At 58.4% G+C, this 17,508-nt stretch carries 11 protein-coding genes and 1 pseudogene; 5 read left to right on the forward strand and 7 right to left on the reverse strand.

Translation table 11 applies throughout. The features are described from left to right. Nucleotide 1 precedes the first annotated feature (1 nt). The 3 genes from PMI27_RS22045 to PMI27_RS22035 form a co-directional block, all read right to left on the reverse strand. On the reverse strand, nucleotides 2–808 hold the full coding sequence (locus PMI27_RS22045) for an FAD binding domain-containing protein (RefSeq protein WP_008060974.1): 807 nt from the start codon (nucleotides 806–808) through the stop codon (nucleotides 2–4). Next, nucleotides 805–3,804 (reverse strand): xanthine dehydrogenase family protein molybdopterin-binding subunit, encoded by a 3,000-nt coding sequence (locus PMI27_RS22040; protein ID WP_008060972.1) that lies wholly within the window; start codon nucleotides 3,802–3,804, stop codon nucleotides 805–807. The genes PMI27_RS22045 and PMI27_RS22040 overlap by 4 nt, the downstream gene beginning before the upstream one ends. 132 nt (nucleotides 3,805–3,936) lie before the next feature. Beyond that, entirely contained in the window at nucleotides 3,937–6,177 is a 2,241-nt protein-coding gene (locus PMI27_RS22035) for a putative bifunctional diguanylate cyclase/phosphodiesterase (RefSeq protein ID WP_008060970.1), read from the reverse strand. 861 nt (nucleotides 6,178–7,038) lie between these two features. Here PMI27_RS22035 and PMI27_RS22030 point away from each other — a divergent pair. Continuing rightward, a complete protein-coding gene (locus tag PMI27_RS22030; RefSeq protein ID WP_081504842.1) occupies nucleotides 7,039–7,377 on the forward strand; it encodes a DUF1302 family protein in 339 nt (112 codons plus the stop codon). A gap of 307 nt (nucleotides 7,378–7,684) precedes the next feature. Here PMI27_RS22030 and PMI27_RS31155 read toward each other — a convergent pair whose 3' ends face one another. Both PMI27_RS31155 and PMI27_RS32415 read right to left on the reverse strand, forming a co-directional pair. Beyond that, on the reverse strand, nucleotides 7,685–7,876 hold the full coding sequence (locus tag PMI27_RS31155; RefSeq protein ID WP_008155394.1) for a hypothetical protein: 192 nt from the start codon (nucleotides 7,874–7,876) through the stop codon (nucleotides 7,685–7,687). Nucleotides 7,877–8,105: 229 nt separating this feature from the next. Next, nucleotides 8,106–8,210, reverse strand: a pseudogene (locus PMI27_RS32415) (diguanylate cyclase domain-containing protein); the annotation flags it as partial. 33 nt (nucleotides 8,211–8,243) lie between these two features. On the opposite strand from PMI27_RS32415, the gene PMI27_RS22025 reads away from it, so the two are divergent. Together PMI27_RS22025 and PMI27_RS22020 are read left to right on the forward strand one after the other, a co-directional pair. Then, entirely contained in the window at nucleotides 8,244–9,122 is an 879-nt protein-coding gene (locus PMI27_RS22025) for a hypothetical protein (protein WP_238545900.1), read from the forward strand. A gap of 369 nt (nucleotides 9,123–9,491) precedes the next feature. Further along, a complete protein-coding gene (locus PMI27_RS22020; RefSeq protein ID WP_008155392.1) occupies nucleotides 9,492–13,715 on the forward strand; it encodes a hypothetical protein in 4,224 nt (1,407 codons plus the stop codon). A gap of 838 nt (nucleotides 13,716–14,553) precedes the next feature. On the opposite strand, the gene PMI27_RS22015 is transcribed toward PMI27_RS22020, so the two are convergent. Continuing rightward, nucleotides 14,554–15,420, reverse strand: coding sequence for a DNA-binding protein (locus PMI27_RS22015; protein WP_008155390.1), 867 nt, complete (start codon nucleotides 15,418–15,420; stop codon nucleotides 14,554–14,556). A gap of 78 nt (nucleotides 15,421–15,498) precedes the next feature. Here PMI27_RS22015 and PMI27_RS22010 point away from each other — a divergent pair, with 78 nt between their 5' ends. Further along, nucleotides 15,499–16,587 carry a site-specific integrase gene (locus tag PMI27_RS22010; RefSeq protein ID WP_008155388.1) on the forward strand — a complete coding sequence of 363 codons (1,089 nt, stop codon included), beginning with the start codon at nucleotides 15,499–15,501 and terminating at the stop codon, nucleotides 16,585–16,587. 131 nt (nucleotides 16,588–16,718) lie between these two features. Here the strand turns inward: PMI27_RS22010 and PMI27_RS22005 are convergent, their stop codons facing one another. Next, nucleotides 16,719–16,994 (reverse strand): helix-turn-helix domain-containing protein, encoded by a 276-nt coding sequence (locus PMI27_RS22005; RefSeq protein ID WP_008155386.1) that lies wholly within the window; start codon nucleotides 16,992–16,994, stop codon nucleotides 16,719–16,721. A gap of 90 nt (nucleotides 16,995–17,084) precedes the next feature. Here PMI27_RS22005 and PMI27_RS22000 point away from each other — a divergent pair, with 90 nt between their 5' ends. Further along, nucleotides 17,085–17,501: a hypothetical protein gene (locus PMI27_RS22000; protein ID WP_008155384.1), complete on the forward strand. Its 417-nt coding sequence runs from the start codon at nucleotides 17,085–17,087 to the stop codon at nucleotides 17,499–17,501. The last annotated feature ends 7 nt before the right edge of the window (nucleotides 17,502–17,508 follow it).

A 17,508-nucleotide genomic window follows, 5' to 3' on the forward strand; every position in this document is an offset into this window, starting at 1 on the left:
TTCAGACTCCTTCGATCAGCTGATGACCCAGCTCGCGAATCAGTTGGCGGCGATAGGCAGCGCTGGCCTGCACGTCGTCTTGAGCGTCGAGCGACCAGGCGGTTTGATTGAGCGCGTCCGGCAGCGCCGCACCACGTGGCAGGCTGCGACGTTGCGGACGGTCGGCGACCCCGCCGATGCCGAGTTCGACCTGGTCCGCGCCGATGGCCGCGGCCAGGGAGACAATGGCAAAGTCGCCGTGGCGCATGGCGATTTCGCGGAAGCGATAGGTGATGCCTTCGCGCTTGAGCGGAAAACGCACCTCGACGACCAGTTCATCGGCACGCTTGTCGGTGGTGAGAATGCCTTGGAAGAAGTCGGCAGCCTTGACGATGCGCTTGCCTTTTTTCGACTCGAGAACGATCTCGCCGCCCAGCGTCACCAGGCACAGCGGCAACTCGGCGCTGGGGTCGGCGTGAGCCACCGAACCGCAGACGGTGCCGCGATTGCGCGTCTGGAAGTGACCGATCCAGGGCATCGCCAGTGCCAACAGAGGAACCTCGTCCATCAGGGTCGAACGCGCCAGCAGCTGCGCCTGGCGTACCCCAGCGCCTACCGCCAGGCAATCCTTGCGCAGTTCGATATAGGTCAGCTCAGCCACATGATTGATATCGATCAGCAACTTGGGTTGAGCCAGGCGCATGTTCAGCACCGCCATCAGCGACTGGCCACCGGCAATGATGCGAGCGTCCTGGCCGTACTCGGCGAGCAACTCAACCACCTGACGACGGGTGTCAGCCCGAACGTAATCGAAAGCAGCCGGTTTCATTGCGCACCTCCCTTGCCAAACAGCGCGCCAAGCGAGGCCCGCAGTCGCGCCCACCAGCCGGTGGAGATGGCTTGGCCGCTGACCCGTTGCGACAGGCGAGTAAAGATTTGTCCGATGATCACTTTCGAGGCCCCTTGCAACATTCGGCCGCCGACCGCAGCGACTTTGCCGCTGACCGCCACCTGGTATTGGTATTCCAGACGTGTGTGGCCATTTTCCAGTTGGACGAAACGAACCTTGGCCTGACCCTGGGCCGAACCCATCGAGCTGCTGCCGGAACCGGACAGACGCAATGAATGCGGCGGGTCCAGATCACTCAGGGCAACCTTGGCCTCGAAGCGCGCACGGATCATGCCGACGCCGACGGTGACGTCTGCGCGGTAACGGTTTTCGCCTTCAAGCACGAGGTCGTGGCAACCGGGAATGATTGCCGCCAGCGTCTGCGGGTCGAGCAAGGTATCGAAGACCTGTTGCGGCGCAGCAGGAATCACCACCGAGTCGTTGGCCCGCAGTGCCGGTCCACCGGCAGCTGCCGCGTCCAGGTTTTCATCGGGCTCCATACCGGCGGGCCGTGGCGGCTCGTCGATCCCGATGAGCGTGCGTACTTTCGATGGCGTCAGTGGCAGACGGATGTCCGAGCGGCCAAGGGCGTCGGCCACCGCGTTGGCGATGCACACCGGCGTGCTCATATTGTTGCCCTCGCCCACACCCTTGGCGCCCAGTGGGGTGAATGGCGATGGCGTTTCCATGTGCAGGATCACCGGTTCGATCACTTCCGGTGCGGTCGGCACCAGATAATCGGCGAAGGTCCCGGAGAGGAAACTGCCGTCCTCGCCATAGGCGAACTCTTCCATCAGCGCCGCGCCGAGGCCTTGGGTGAAGCCACCACGAATCTGGCCATCGACCAGCGCCGGGTTGAGCAGGCGGCCGGCGTCATGGCAGGTGACGTAGCGATCAATGTGGATCTCGCCGGTCATGCGGTCGATTTCCAGACCACAGATGTCGAAGACAAAGCCGTAGCACAGCGAGCTGTTGACCTGATCCTGGTCGTCCGGGGCCACCAATTGCGGCGGGCTCCAGAAGGCGGTTTCGCGCAGTCCGCCACTTTCACCTTCCGGCAGCAAGCCCGGCGACCAGTGGGTCGCACCAGCAATCCGATGGAATGGCGCCACCGCCCCGCCATTGACCACAAAAATCTTGCCACCGGCGAAACGAATATCTTCGGGACTGGCCTGCAATTGCTCGGCGGCAATCGCGGCGAGGCGATCGCGGATCTTCAGCGCGGCCTTATAGACGGCACCGGCCACAGCGCCCGCGAAGCGGCTGGAATAGTTGCCAGAGGCAATCGACCAGGCGTCCTTCTGGGTATCCAGCTCGACGTTGACCACGATGGATTCCAGCGCGACGCCTAGCACTTCGGCGACGACCTGAGCGACGGTGGTTTGATGGCCCTGCCCTTGCGGCGCCGAGGACACGTGCACACTGACGTCACCCAACGGGCCGACGTTGATGGTGGCGGTTGCGACAGCGCCGTTTTTCGGACCGGCCTTGCGCCGCTCTTCGGGCGTCATCGCGGTGGTGATGTAACCCATGTTGGAAATCGAAGGCTCGATGACAGCGGCATAGCCAATGCCATAGATCCGGCCTTCGGCACGGGCCTGATCACGACGTTTGAGCAACTCGTCGAGTCCACCGTCAGCCGCCGCCAAGGCAATGCCTGCCTGGTAATTGCCGGAATCGAGCAACGCACCGGCGGCCGCGCGATAAGGGAAGGCATCGGCCGGCACCAGGTTGCGGCGGATCACGTCCAACGGATCAAGGTTCAATTGCACGGCAATGTGTTGCAGCAGCCGCTCCAGGGCGAAATACACCTGCGGGCCACCGAAACCACGGTTCAGGCCGGATGGGGTTTTGTTGGTCAGCACCACTCGGTTGCGCACTTGCAAATTGCGGATCGCGTAGGCGCCCGTCAGGTTGCCGTGCATGCGGTAGAACGTCGCCGGTTCAGGCGCTCTCAGGTAGGCACCACAATCGTCGATCTGGTCATAACGCAAAGCGGTGATGCGGCCATCCGCTTCCACCGCCGCTTCAATTTCGGTCACCCGATTGGTCGCCGAAGAAGCCCCCTGCAAATGTTCCAGACGGTCCTCGACCCACTTTACCGGTGCGCCGACCTTGCGTGACGCCAGGCCCATCATCACCACGTAAGGGAAAACCCCTTGCTTGATGCCAAAGCTGCCGCCGGAATCTTTCGGTGTGCGCAAACGCAAGCGGTTGCCGGGCACATTCAGTGCACGGGCCATGACCGTGTGCAACGCGTAGGGACCCTGGAAATTGGCCAACACGTCATAAATGCCGGTGGCGCGCTCGTACTGAGCCAGCACCACATAGCATTCAATGGGTGTGCAGGAACTGCGCGGAAACTTCACTTTGAGCGAGACCTTGTGCGGCGCCTGCTCGAAAGCCTGCTCCGGCTCGCCATAACGAAAGCGCCGTTCGTTGACCACGTTGCTGCCGACGGCTTCGTGCAGGATCGGCGCCTGTTCGGCGGTGGCCAGTTCGGGGTCGATGATCGGGGGCAGCGGCACGTATTCAACGCGCACACCTTCGATGGCGTCCTCGGCCAGATAGCGGCTCTCGGCGATCACCACGGCCACAGGCTCTCCGACGTAACGCACCTTGTCGACGGCGACGCACCAGTGCTCCATGGGCTGCCGCACCCCCACCGGGAACGGTAGCGCCCAGCGTTTGACGTCTTCGCCGACCAGTACGCCGTGCACGCCTTTCATCAGCAGCGCTTTGGAAAAGTCCACCGAGGTGATCCGCGCATGAGCGTGGGGTGAACGGATGATCGCCGCGTGTAGCGTACCCGGCGGGATCGCAGCGTCATCGGCATAGCAGCCAAGGCCGCGCAACAATGCGGCGTCCTCGACACGGGTCTGACGGGCGCCGATGTGGCCGGTCTGGCTTTCGGTAGCAGGTTGGAAACTAGTCATTTTTCGCGGCTCTTGTTGTTTTGCAGCGCGATAGCGTTAGAGCCGAGTGTGTGAGAAAGGCGCATGGAGCGCCTTGCCTGGGGAGAGGGAGTTCTGCGCTGGGGTCTGAAAATTTGCCTTAGCGTCTGATTTTCAGGTCTGGGACCCGACACAATTGCCGGTCAGGGAGAGGGAAACAGGATGGCTCAGGAACGCTTCGATTTCTGCAAAGGGCATCGGTTTGGCAAAGTAATACCCCTGAAAAATATCGCAGCGACTGACCTCCAGAAAATCCACCTGGGCAGCCGTTTCCACGCCTTCGGCGACCACCGTCAGGCTGAGGTGATGGGCCATGGAAATGATGCCTTGGGTGATCGCTGCATCGTGATGGTCGGTGGCGATTTCCTGGATGAACGAGCGGTCAATCTTGATCTTGTCGATGGGCAAACGCTTGAGATAGCTGAGGCTGGAAAAACCGGTGCCGAAATCATCGAGAGCAATGCGCACCCCCAACGCCTTGAGCCGGTGCAACGTGTCGATCGCCTGTTCAGCGTTATGCAGCAGAAGCGACTCGGTGATCTCCAGCTCCAACTGCTCACCCAGCAGACCATGTTTGTCCAGGGTAGCCTGGATACACTGGACGAAATGGCCACGCTGAAAATGCATCGGCGAAATATTCACGGCCATTGAGATGCCGGTGATGCCCTGCTCGCCTAGCTGGCGCAACTGCGCGCAAGCCGTATCAAGAACCCAAAGGCTTAGCGGGATGATCTGACCACTGTCCTCTGCCACTGGCACAAACACCGCCGGAGAGATGAATCCTTTTTCCGGATGCTCCCAGCGCAGCAACGCTTCGATCCCGACCACCCGCCCCGTGCGCGCGTCTATCTGCGGTTGATAATGCAGCTGTAACGATTGAGTTTCGATAGCCTTTTGCAGGTCATTGCGCAGGCTCGCGTGCTCACAAACGCGCTGATTAAGATCGCTGGTGTACCACTGAAAGTTGTTGCGCCCTTGCTGCTTGGCTTTGTACATGGCCATGTCAGCCTGCTGGATCAGCTGCATCGGCTGCTCGATGTGACCATCGCTCAGGGTGATGCCGATACTGGCACTCACGTGCAAGTCAATGCCCTGGACACAGTAGGGTCTGGCAATGCTGGCCATCAAGCGCTCGGCCACCGGTACAACGTCCTCATCACGAAGCAGGTCCGGCAATAGCACGATAAATTCGTCACCGCCCATGCGCACGATGGTATCCCCGGGACGAACCTGCTGGGTCATACGCTGCGCCACCTCGATCAGCACCTGATCGCCGAAGTAGTGCCCGGTCGAATCGTTGATGGATTTGAATCCATCCAGATCTATGCACATCACCGCCAGACGACGCTTACGCCGACGACTGATGTGACAATCCAGAACAAGCCGGTCTTCAAGCGAGACACGGTTGAGCAAACCGGTCAGACGGTCATGGCTGGCGTTGAAGCTCAATTGGCGCTCGAAATGCTTTTGCTCGCTGATGTCCCGGGCAATGCCAAATACCCCGACGATCTCTCCGTTGACCATGATCGGCAGGTTAGAGATGTCCATGGTCAACAGCTTTTCACTCTCGTCGCGAACCCGCGCCTCGAAGCGCTGAGGCTCTCCGGCGCGGGCTGCGGAAAAATGCTGACTGACCCGTTGCAGGTCTTCTTCAAGCACCAGATGGGAAAAGTGATGACCAATGAAATCGGTTGCGGTGTGCGGTTTCAGCTTCAGGCCTGCTGGATTCACACTCTGGATGTTGCCGCCTAGATCGAGAGCGAACACAGGGTGGGGGTTGTAGGTGAACAACGAACGAAAACGTTGCTCGCTTTCCTCCAGACGTTGGCCGTCACGCTCATGGCGGATCGCGATGACTGCCAGTTGTGCTGCGCAGGCCAGCCGTTGAATCTGCGCCTCGTCCGGCGCATGGGCGCGGTTCTGGTACAGGGCAAATGTGCCCAACACGTTTCCTTGATGGGAGAGCAACGGCACCGACCAGCAGGAACGCAGGTTATGCCCCAGCGCCAGGCTGCGGAAACGCTCCCAGTTCGGATCCCGGGCGATGTCTTCGGTGACCACCAGTTCGCGCCGGAACGCTGCGGTGCCGCAGGTTCCTTCGTGTGGACCAATGGCCATGCCATGAATCGCCTCGCTGTATTCCACCGGCAGGCTGGGCGCCGCGCCGCTCAGCAAGCGTTTGCCCTCGGCATCTGTGAGCAGGATAGAGCAGAAGGTTTCGGGGGCCTGATCGTCAAGCATCTGGCAGATGGCGCTGAGTATTTCGCTCAGATGATGGTCGGTCGCGATCATGCCGAGAATGTCACGTTGAGACTCGGGGAGTGCCTTGCTGTGAAAGCTGGGACGAGTATTCACGGTGATTCCTGAAGACTCTCGAGGTCGTCCGGTCTTCAGAGAGCCTGAAAAAGTGGGCGGCCGATCACTGTCCGCTAGTGCGTCGGACGCGCACTCTATAGAGCACTGACTAACCAAAAAAAGGCTCAGATCCAACATAAAAAACAGTATCAGATGGCCGCCGTTTGCCTGACTTCGCTTTCTCGACTCGCGGCAATTTCTCGACCAATTCTCCACCTCCTGTACAGCATCGCGTTCGCTGTACTGGAAATTCAAACCCACATGGTTGACACCGACCGCCCGCAGGCTTTCGAGAAACTACAGGATCACGTTGTGCCCGACGCACAAATCCAAGTGACTCGGGCACGGGTGAATGGTTGGGGTGTACGGCCGTTTCGATGTTCTGCTGAGCCGCACAGTTCGCAGGCTGCTGCCCGGTTTCCATGAACTTGGACCGATGAACATTTCCATGCCAATAGCCTTCGGACGTGCCGCAGAACATAGTAACGGCCTGCCTATGAACATATGACATGGCCCACTTGTATAGGCGAAGTCTTCGGTGAGCCCCTCCCTGGGTATTACTTCTCGGGTTCCCGATCGCGGAATGGTCGGGTTAGCACCATCCCGGGGGCATTGGCTCGCGATTAGATCCCCATCATTCGCCAGCAAGACAGCGCGGCGAAAGGGTTTCAGGTCCTGCGAGCGCAACCATCGCTACTGGGATGCTGAGATTGCTACGTCCAAGGAACCCTTGAAGTGGCAGCGAACAGCCAACTGGGCCTCCGACCAACTACGAACGAGGGGGGCTGCCGAGAACGAGATGTGCGGGCGTAGAGATCTATTGATAGGTGCAGGCTCCCTCGGAAGCTCAGTCGCGGAGAACTGCTCGACGCTTTCGCGTTTTACCAATTCAATGCCGGCGAGATCACTGTGAGCGTTAAAGCGGGCCGCCATAACGTCTATTGGGGTGAGTCGCTTTTTAATGCTACCAACGGCATTGCCTACTCCCAGGGCCCCATGGACCTGGCAAAAGCGCAGGCCAACCCTGGTACTGAGGCCAAGGAGCTCTATCTGCCGCTGTCACAAATCTCGACCCAGATAGACCTCAACAGCAACCTTGCATTGCAGGCTCAGTATTATCTGGATTGGGAAGCGTCCCGCTACGCGGAGGGTGGCACCTACCTGGCAGCCAGTGATTATCTGCTCAACGGCCCTGGGTGAAATCTTTATAGATGCGGTAACCACGAATGGGAACGAAGTCGACAGTCCTTTGGCGAGAGGCAGTTGTGGGAAGCGGGTGCGGATCACGGGCGGGGCGGCAGAAGATCCTATAAGTGAAGTGGCTGCTTTGTCGAATCCACCCCTTCTGGATCCCGACACCCGAAAGCAAAACGGCATCCCGCCCCTGCTCACGGCGATACTGGACATCACGTTCAAGAATGACTGCCACAACGTGGGGGCGATCTATTGAGACACCGGGCGAAATCGGCTTCGTACCAGGTGATTGGCAGTTCGATAGTCAGATCATTCAAGCAGCGCCTCGACGTACTCTACGTGGCAAGCGAGGACGCAGCGGATTGGCACCCAATTTGACACGATGATCAAGTTCGTTCAGAACTTCGCGAGCCTGATAGGCATCCATCTCGATAAGCTGCTCGAACATCTGCAAACCTTCAAGCTTTGTTCCTTCCGTTCGGTGGAGCGTGATTGCAAGGTCCATGATTTCTCTTCCTGCAAAGACGAGCGCAGATCCCACATTTGTAAGACGGTCTCGCCACAGCTGAATAAGTTGAGTAGCAATTCGAGCCACAAGAACCGCATGGCGAGGAAGTAGGTCTCCCAAACGCTCAACAACGTACGGTTCACTGGGCGGAGGTGCATGCTCTATGTTGTCACTGATCGCCTGTAGAAGTCGCAGGGTGTGCGGTTCTGGCGAGGCTCGCGATTAGATCCCCATCATTCGCCAGCAAGACAGCGCCGGGACGAACCTGCTGGGTCATACGCTTCGCCACCTCGATCAGCACCTGATCGCCGAAGTAGTGCCCGGTCGAATCGTAGCGGCATTGGCACTCGGGGCCTTGCAAGTCGTGGTGCAGCAACTGAACTTTGCCCAATTCAGCGATTCCCCCCTGCTGGAGGGGCTTACCGCATGCGGCCTATTGTTGCTCGGCGTATTCGTATGGCAGCAGTGGAATCATCCGCGACCGTTGTTGCGTTTTCACGGATTGAAAGAGGCGACCTTTCGCACCGGCTTGATGCTGTATGCACTTTATTATTTTATCAACAACGCCCTCGGGTACCTGATCTCCCGATTCCTGCAAGGAGGGCTTGGATATCCCGTGGAAAATGCGGGACACCTGGTGGGTATGACGTCCCTCGCATCTCTCGGCGGAGCCCTGATCTATTTCCGTTACGCCGGTCTTGTCAGCCACAAGAAATGGATCTTCGTCCCAGGTTTTCTGCTTACCGCTTTTATCGGCGGATGGATGGCAAGCATGCCGCCGTATGCCAGTACTTCCTGGCTATTGCTGCCTCTGACCCTGCGCGGTCTGCTGCTGATGTTTGTTGCCTTGCCGGTGGCCAATATCGCCTTTCAGAGCTTCGCAATGGAGCTGTACCCCCACAGCTATCGCATCAAAAATATCGTCAAGCAAATGGCCTACTCGTTTTCGACAGCCACGATCATCGTCTTCGAACAACATCGCGTGGCTATTCATCAGACCAACCTGTCGACAAATGTCAGCGCCAACAATCCAGTATTTGGTCACGCGATGGAGAAGTTGACCCATCACTTCGAGCAGGCGGGCCAAAGTCTATCGGCTGCCCATGATTTGGCGCTTTCGCAGATCTTGAAGCTGGTTGCCGACCAATCTATCTTCATGAGTTATCTCGATGGGTTTCAGTTCATAGCGATCCTGTCGACAGGGGCCGCGATATTTGCACTGTGGCAACGCCGGATTGACTGATGCACCTCTCCCCCAACCCACACTTCTGGCGGATTGCTGCAATCAGTGAACAGCCACCTTGGTGGCAAGCGACCGCAAGACCTACTTATCGATGCGCCAATATGCGTTGTGGAAGCGGCCGTGGATGAGGGGCCGGCGTCATCCACGGCTAATCAACCTTTCTTGCCGAGCCCGAACATCGGACCCCATGCCGCTTTACATCACCGTGCCGGCCCGTTTCGGCGCAAACCTGAGCATCACACGCATATCATGGAGTGCCCCCGCAGGCTTGCAAGTGTAGTTTCATATCAAGCAAGCCTCTGATCGCGAGCTTTCAACTCCGGGCCCTGGAGGTTAACGTATCGCACCGTTTTCGTGGAGCGCCTGCCTATGCCGTACCTCAATCTAGACCGACGCTTCGTCCAACGGAGGAAATACGACCAGGAGGAGTTACTGCGGTCAGACCTCAACGGTCGTAAATTGTCATGGGGTGAGGTTCTGGCAAGCCGTTATGCGATTATCGTCGCGCCGGCTAACTTCGGGAAAACCACTGAACTCAAAGAGCAGGCAAAGAGTGAACGCGCGGCGGGGAAATACGCGGTGTTTATCGAACTGCGCAAAGTGCTTGACCGGGGTGCCTTTGAGGACTCACTGATCCCGTCTGAGGTCGATGCCTTCGAGGCCTGGCAGCAGGTTCCTGATGCGCCAGTCACCCTGTTCATCGATTCCTTGGATGAGGCTTCGCCCAAGCAGCGGGCCGACCTGCATCATGCCCTGAAGAAGGTCCTCAAGGCGGTTCAATGGCCAAACAGTAACACCCAGTGGATCATCTCTACACGCCCGGCCGTACTCTCTCAGGATGTTTTGAGCCAGCTCTCAGAGATTCTGGATGTTCCCCTTGAGGTCACCTCCAAGGAGGAGGCCGACTTGGGAGGGCTGTTTGATGATGAAGCGAACAAGGCCATAACCACCCGTCTAAGCAGCAGCCAGGCCGCCTTGTCCATTTTCTCCCTTGCTTCGCTAACCTCAACCCAAGCCAAAACCTACCTACAGCGTGTACAAGGGGTTGATGATGCAGCCACACTCCTCGAGGTAGCCCACAACAAGGGCCTGCCTGGGTTCACGAAGAGCCCTGGCGGACTTGCGATCCTTGCCCACCTCGATCTGGCAAACCGCCAACCAGAGTGTCTAACGGACGTCTACAAGGGGGTGGTCCAGGCTGTCGAACTCCAACAAGGACGCGACGATCGCCTTTCAACTGCTGGCACTCCCTCTGCACAGGTGGCGGTTGTAAGCAGAATTGCGGCAGCCTCAATGGTTTGTCAGCGGATAAACATCGAGATGCCCTCGGAACAGTTCGGCGTGGATGACGCTGTGCTTTCCGCGCGACTGATTGCGGGTACCCAACTCTCCGAGTCGGGCTTGCAGCAATTGCTGACATCGCAACTATTCATTGATGCTGGCCACCACCAGGTCAAGCTCTACCCTGAGGAACTTGTTCCATTTCTTGCCGCGCAACATTTCGCCTCGCGGGTTCAATCACCCGAAGATGCCAAACGCCTGGTCGATGCGTTTTCCTGGGACGCCCCTACTGGTGAGCGTGGCGTACAGCGTCGGCTGCTGCCGATTTTGGGTTGGCTGGCGACGTTGAGCGCCTACTGCCGGGCAGAACTTTTGCCGCGCGACCCGCAAGTGGTCGCCTTTTTTGGTGACTTACGTAACCGGGACATCCCTATGGCTGATGCCCACGAGGCGATCAGGCGAAGTATTCAACTCGTGGCCACACAAGGGGATCGCCTTGGGCGCAAACATTACGATCTCACACCCGAAAACTACTGGCAGGTTGGCGCAGACTGCAACCTGCCATTGATCAGCGAGCTGTTCGAGCAATATGGTTCAAATCATCGCGCCCGAAGTGCGCTGATCAATATTGCGACCTACAGCCAATCAGACATTCTGCGCCAGCAGGTGCTGAAGGCGTGTCAGTGTGACCTCGCCCTGCTCATGAAACAACGACAGGGCCTCGACCTGTATTACCTGCTGGACCTTGGCGTCAACGAGGACCTTCAAGGCATCGCAACCGCGCTGATGGAGGAAACTGATCTACATGAAAGCCTGATCTCCGCCTCGATTATCCGCCTGGCCTGGTCGCACCTGACGGTGGCCCAGATCGTTACCTTGGTCGAACGACAGTTTGACCGGGGTCAAGGAGCTTACCGCCTGACCTCCACTATCACTGGTCCGGTTCTCGACGCTGCGGATGATCAGCAGGCCTATAAGCTGGCGCGTTCGCTGGTAATTCGCTTGGTCCGGGACCGTCATCTGCCCGACGCCCGAAAGAAAGTCTATTCGGACTTCTCCGATCGTAGGATCAGTTTTGTGATCGATGTACTGGCCTCGCTTATCACTCGTTTAGGGATCCGCTATGAAGCCCGCGTAGTTCTCCTTTGCCTCATCATCCGTCGTTTTTTCCGCGAATGCTTTTATGGTTCGAGTGATTTTTCAGCTCTGCGCACAGCGCTTGGCCAGAACCCGGCGGTACGCTTGGAACTCCTTCGGAAAATCCTACAGCTAACAGTCCCAAATGCTGAATTGCTCATGCAAGCAATTTTTGGCTTTGGCTTTATCTGTGAACCCACCTTGGAGGACGCCACGACGCTCATGTCAGACCCGCTGCGGTCCGCGATTCTGAAATCTCAAGCTAACACCACGGCTGGCAAAAAGCCCCGGCCGACGGCCAAGGAAATTCGACAGAGTCGCTTGACCATGGACGCCACATCACTGGCAACCCTGCACAAAGAGATTGAGCTGATCCGTGACGGCTCTGGACGTCAGACAATTGCCTGGTTGGTTAGCTGGCTTTTGCAGGCAAACACGTCGTCCCGCTACAGCGACGTTAGCATCGAGCCCGTGGCGGCGGTCGCTGGCGCTGACCTGGCAACCGCATTCAAGGCCGGGCTGTCCACGCTTTGGCGCGATCAACTGCCAATGTTTAAGGAGGATGAACCAAGGTCTACGTACCACATCACCGTGGCTGGCTTGCTGGGCCTATGCCAAGAGCTTCGCGACGGCACCGATTTGCCGACCTTGTCGGGGAGCCAGGTAGGACAGGCCATTCAATACGCTTGCTTTGAAATCAACGGATTTCCTAAATGGTTCTGGCCATTGGTCGACGCACACCAGGCTGTGGCGATTGTCGAGTTACAGCAGCTGATCGCGCGCGCGGATCGGGGGCCAACCTCCTTCGAACACGCAGAAGAGTTGCTTGTTGAATTAAAAAACGCACCGGAGAGCATTCAGACAGCGTTGGCGCCGGCGGCCTGGTCCTTTCTTCTTAAACAGCCACGGTGCAGAAATCACACGACCGAGTCGCTCCTCAATCTGGTAAGCAATGTTCCTGGCACAACAACTCAAGACGTGATTGAGGCGCAGGCGTCGAGCCGACTTCAGGCGACATTCAGCACGGCCATGCTTACTGAATCAGGCGAGAGCGTCATTCAGCCCGCTCTACTGGAAACAGTGGCACAAAGTGTCATGTGGGGGGCTTTCTGGCTTACTACCCATCCAGATTCCTTCAAATCCCATCTTGAGCGGTGGCTGGTTGACGCCCGTCCCCAAGCACAGAGTTTTGTTTTCGAACTGGCGGCCTACCTCGGAAAGGACTATGGGTCGAAAGTGATCGGGCTCGCCAAACAGAGTGACGACGGGGTTGACACACTGGCCGCCCTTTATAGATGGACCTTCGGTATCGTCCGACCTGAGAACGACATCGAGCATCCTGAAGGAAGTGTGTATACGCCAGGTAATCGGGATGCTGCCGAGCAACTGCGTGATGCGCTCATACCCGCCATTGCTGCAGCAGGGTCGACAAGAGCCTATGAAGCCCTTGAGGCAATTCGCAAGGTTGCGGGCGACGAGCAAGTACAGTACCTGAGCAGTGTTTTATTCGACATGCAGGAAGCACGCTTCAGTCGTTCGCCAGTATTGCAACGGGATTTTGACAAGTTCGATGACGACTTCAGGCAGCCAGTCGCCGGCACACTTTCGCTGGCGCTGGCGGTCCAGGAAGACCTTCTGGCCGTGAAGTACAGCATTGAAAAAGGTGAGTTCAGTCTTCGTCGGTTCTTCAGCGCCGTGAACTTTTCTCGCATCAGTACCGACAAGGAAGGCCTCGCGTTGGAAGCCGATTTTCAGGCCTTGCTTGGGAGTGAAATGAATCACCTCGCGGGGGCTCGTTATACCGTCACTCGGGAGTCCGAGACAGCAGAGGCCACGCGACGGGATGTGCTTTGTCGGAAAGGTTCAGACTACGCCTCCATCGAACTCAAGATGTCCATGCGCTGGACCGTGCCCCAGTATTTGGAAGCACTCGAGCACCAGTTGGTGGGGCAGTACATGCGCAACCGCAATGCAACGACAGGCTTCCTAGTCATTGTGCTGCAGGAGAAAGATCGAAAATGGCATTACCCTACAGGTTCCGATCGAATGACATTCAGTGAGCTCATTAAATTGCTTCAGACCCGGGCTCTTGAATTAGAAGGGCAGGATCGCAGGCGATTTATTCGAGTGATCGGGATCGACGCGACACCGCCGAGAAGCTTTCGGGACGCCTGAGGATCCAGAGGGCCGGCCCGGTATCGTGGCCGCCACTCAAATGGTCGGCCGATCTCCTATGCGTGCAGTCTTCCTTCGCCCATGAAGGGTTCATCGACACGCCATCCTTCGATGATTTCGCCAGCGAGCGGCAGCTCACCCCGGAGAATTGGCATGGCCCTCAAGGTCGTGGATTACTGGAAAGATCGTAAGCGTCCGGCTACCGGACGCTTATGCAGTTTTCACACAGCGACGTGTTGGAAGTAAATATCCAAAACCGGAAGGAGCTACACGGTTTTGGATATTTACATGCCAGAAATTTCGATATTTACTTCCGGGTAGTTGAAAGGCCAGAAACGACGAATCCCGCTTTAGGCGGGATTCTCAGCCGTCGATTGCATGCGTTCGACGGGGCAGGACGCTGTTACCTGGCACTGGGCCATCTGACTTTCATCAGAAGAGGGGTGCGATCCGAAGATCCCTGTAACCACCCTGTGGTTCACGCCTAGGCGCAGATGAACAATAGTCAATCCATAATCGCTGTGTCAATCCTGCTGTCACCACCTAGATTCACCCCCGATCATCCCTCAGCCCCCGGTTCCGAGGGCTCTTAGCCGCAGAACTGGCTCTTCGCCGGATCGCTACGAAGCGGAAAACGGGCTGCGGCGATCATGGCTTGATCCAGTCGGTGCGGCTCAACTGGCATAATCCGTATGCCTATCCAATAAGGAATGAGGCCGTTAAGGCAATTCAGTCGCTCATGGACTGAAGCTGAACCTCAGGTTCAGTTCAGCTGATTGCTGCATCGGGATCGCAGGCTGCAAGCCGGAGTGTGGAATGGCCGCTGATGGCTGTGGATTCAATCGGTCGATACTACGGATTTTCGGGATTTGGGCTTACGCTTGACGGCGGGAACCTGACGCACCTTCGTCAATTGTTGTTCTAGGGCTTCGGCGCGGGCCTGCTGTGCCGCAGTCAATTGCCTAGATTGACTGAGCTCGTTTTGAGTCGACTCCAGCCGCCGTTGTAACTGCTCGACCTGCCGCCCGGTGGCTTTGAGTTGGATCATCATCGCTTTGCCCTCCTCCCTAGCGTGATCGACCTCGCGGTAAGCGCGATTTTCGACGCCACGGACGTAGCTTTCCTGGGCGATGCGCTCCTGCTCCATCTTTAGCCGCAGCGCCTGCATTTCCTGCTGGAGTGTCTGACTTTGTTGCTGAGCCTCGCCGCGCTCGCGCAACAGGTCTTCACGCTGTTGCTGCAGGTCCTCGATCTGAGTCTGACGCTGCGCCAGCAACAACTCGAGGTCAGCCAGTCGCGTCTCGACGGTTAGGCGTCCCGCCACTGCCTCCACCGTTTGCTGCCGAAACTGCGCCGCATCCTGACGCGCCTGCTCCTCGACGGCAGCGACCCGCTCACGCTCTGCGGCGACTACCTGTCGTTGTTTGTCCAATGCCTGTTCGGCGACACCTTGCGCGAGAAGGATTGCCTGTTGCCACACCGCAACAAAAGCTTGTGACACCTCGTTCGGTAATGCCGGCAAGCGGATCTCGCCACTCAGGCGTTCGGCCAAGCGTGCCCACCACTGATCGAGCAGGCCACCGACCCGCGCCGGACTGCCGCGCCCCAGTTCCAGGCGGACACGTTCCACCGTTGGCCGTTCCCCACGGGCCAACACCGCATCCGCGGCGGCAAACACGTCGTTTTCCGGCACCCCTACTGCCATGCCTCATCTCCGGCTATATTGGGTCTGATAATTAAAGATTATCCGACGTTATTTTTTGAATAATGGAATTATCATACGTTGAACGTACTAAATATTACAGATCAATTTCCCTTGGTCGACGAAACCCCACTGGACCTGCTTGTTCTCGCCGAAAACTCCCAGCACGCTGCGGCGGCGTTTATCGCCGCCGGCACCGCGGCCAACACCGTGCGCAGCTATCGCAGCGCCCTCGCCTACTGGTCGGCCTGGCTGCAACTGCGTTACGGCCAAGTACTCGGCGATGCGCCACTCCCCGTCACCGTGGCCGTGCAGTTCGTCCTCGATCATTTGGCCCGGCCGTTGGCCAACGGCGACTGGGCGCACCTGTTGCCGCCGCCAATCGACGCGGCGCTGGTCACCGCCCGGGTCAAGACCCGGTTGGGCCCGCTGGCGTTCAACACGGTCAGCCACCGTCTGGCGGTGCTCGGCAAATGGCACCGGCTCAACGAGTGGGACAGCCCGACCGAAGCAACGGCACTCAAGACCCTGCTGCGCGACGCGCGCAAAGCCCAGTCGCGCCAAGGCCTCTCAGTGCGCAAGAAAAGCGCGATCGTGCTCGAGCCGCTGCAGGCGCTGCTCGCCACCTGCGACGATGGCGTACGCGGGATTCGCGACCGCGCCCTGCTGCTGCTGGCCTGGAGCGGTGGCGGTCGCCGGCGCTCGGAAGTGGTCGGCCTGCAAGTCGGTGATGTGCGCCAACTGGATGCCGACACCTGGCTGTACGCCCTGGGGGCGACCAAGACCGACACCGGCGGCGTGCGTCGGGAGAAGCCACTGCGCGGCCCGGCTGCGCAAGCACTCACCGCGTGGCTGGACGCAGCGCCTGCCGAATCCGGCCCGCTGTTTCGTCGGCTGTATAAAGGCAACAAGGTCGGGGCCACGGCCTTGTCGAGCGACCAGGTGGCGCGCATTATCCAGCGCCGCGCACAGCTCGCGGGGCTGGACGGTGATTGGGCCGCGCACAGCTTGAGATCCGGCTTTGTCACCGAAGCCGGCCGTCAGGGCGTGCCGCTGGGCGACGTCATGGCCATGACCGAGCACCGCAGCGTGACCACGGTGATGGGCTACTTCCAGGCGGGCACCCTGCTGCACAGCCGAGTCACAGACCTCCTCAGCCCGAAAACCTGACCAAGCACACAAAAACGCACTTGGGATGAAATGATCAGCCGGATCGGCAAGCGCACTGAGGGCAATGCCGCCTGCACTCTAGTATGGCTAGTGAGGCCGGTCGCTCGGCGAGGCGGCGGCTTCTGGACACGTCATGGCGTTTCGGCAAGCTCCGCCCTGATCCTTTCCAGGATCTCATCGAGGCTCTCGCCCGACTGGAGAATATAGCCTTCGATGAGGATGCTCAGCGGATGAACATCCATTGCCTGAGCGATGGCCGTGAGCTTGTTCACGGTCACCGCCCTGATCCCCCTTTCCAGGGAGCTGATGTAGGTTCGGCTGCTGATCGCACCAAAGTCCTCCTGGGTAAAGCCCCTTCTTAGTCGAGCGTTTTTCAGCGCCTGCCCGAGAGCATTGTTAAGTTCCATTTGCGCAACCTGCAAAAGGAACGATCAGGCGACATTGAACACTAAAGGACTACAATCTATAGTGTTCATTTTATGCAAGGGGTGGTCTGAATGTTTATGACTCATCCAGGCGCTGAGCTACACAGCAGGCTGCAATTCGGAGATGGAACTAAACAATGGGCGATCATCGAACAGCAGTTATCGATACCTTGGCTCTACGTTTGCATCACACAAACTGACCACTGCTACGACTATCGGCGGATGTTGTTGGTCTCGTGCGTTGAACATTTTGCGAAACTGCTCGAGGACCTACCCCAGAACGCGAGCGTGACGGGGGTTATGAGCGTTCTGCCCAATCGCGATGGTATGGGTCTTTGGTCGATGGTTCAGGTAGACCGCATCGATGCCCACGCCAAAGACGGCATGCCCGTGGCGACCGTCACGCTCGCCAACGGTGACGCGTATGAAGAAGTCGGGGGCGCCAACCTCCTCGGGGCCAACTGCAATCCGCTGTACCGGGCTAGCTGAAAGCCGG

This window comes from Pseudomonas sp. GM41(2012) (assembly GCF_000282315.2).
Lineage (GTDB): Bacteria > Pseudomonadota > Gammaproteobacteria > Pseudomonadales > Pseudomonadaceae > Aquipseudomonas.

What these genes read in the sequence shown, in the direction of transcription:
- PMI27_RS22045 (WP_008060974.1), bottom strand. Translation starts at nt 808, where the DNA reads ATGAAACCGGCTGCTTTCGATTACGTTCGGGCTGACACCCGTCGTCAG.
- PMI27_RS22040 (WP_008060972.1), bottom strand. Translation starts at nt 3,804, where the DNA reads ATGACTAGTTTCCAACCTGCTACCGAAAGCCAGACCGGCCACATCGGC.
- PMI27_RS31155 (WP_008155394.1), bottom strand. Translation starts at nt 7,876, where the DNA reads ATGGACCTTGCAATCACGCTCCACCGAACGGAAGGAACAAAGCTTGAA.
- PMI27_RS22020 (WP_008155392.1), top strand. Translation starts at nt 9,492, where the DNA reads ATGCCGTACCTCAATCTAGACCGACGCTTCGTCCAACGGAGGAAATAC.
- PMI27_RS22015 (WP_008155390.1), bottom strand. Translation starts at nt 15,420, where the DNA reads ATGGCAGTAGGGGTGCCGGAAAACGACGTGTTTGCCGCCGCGGATGCG.
- PMI27_RS22005 (WP_008155386.1), bottom strand. Translation starts at nt 16,994, where the DNA reads ATGGAACTTAACAATGCTCTCGGGCAGGCGCTGAAAAACGCTCGACTA.
- PMI27_RS22000 (WP_008155384.1), top strand. Translation starts at nt 17,085, where the DNA reads ATGTTTATGACTCATCCAGGCGCTGAGCTACACAGCAGGCTGCAATTC.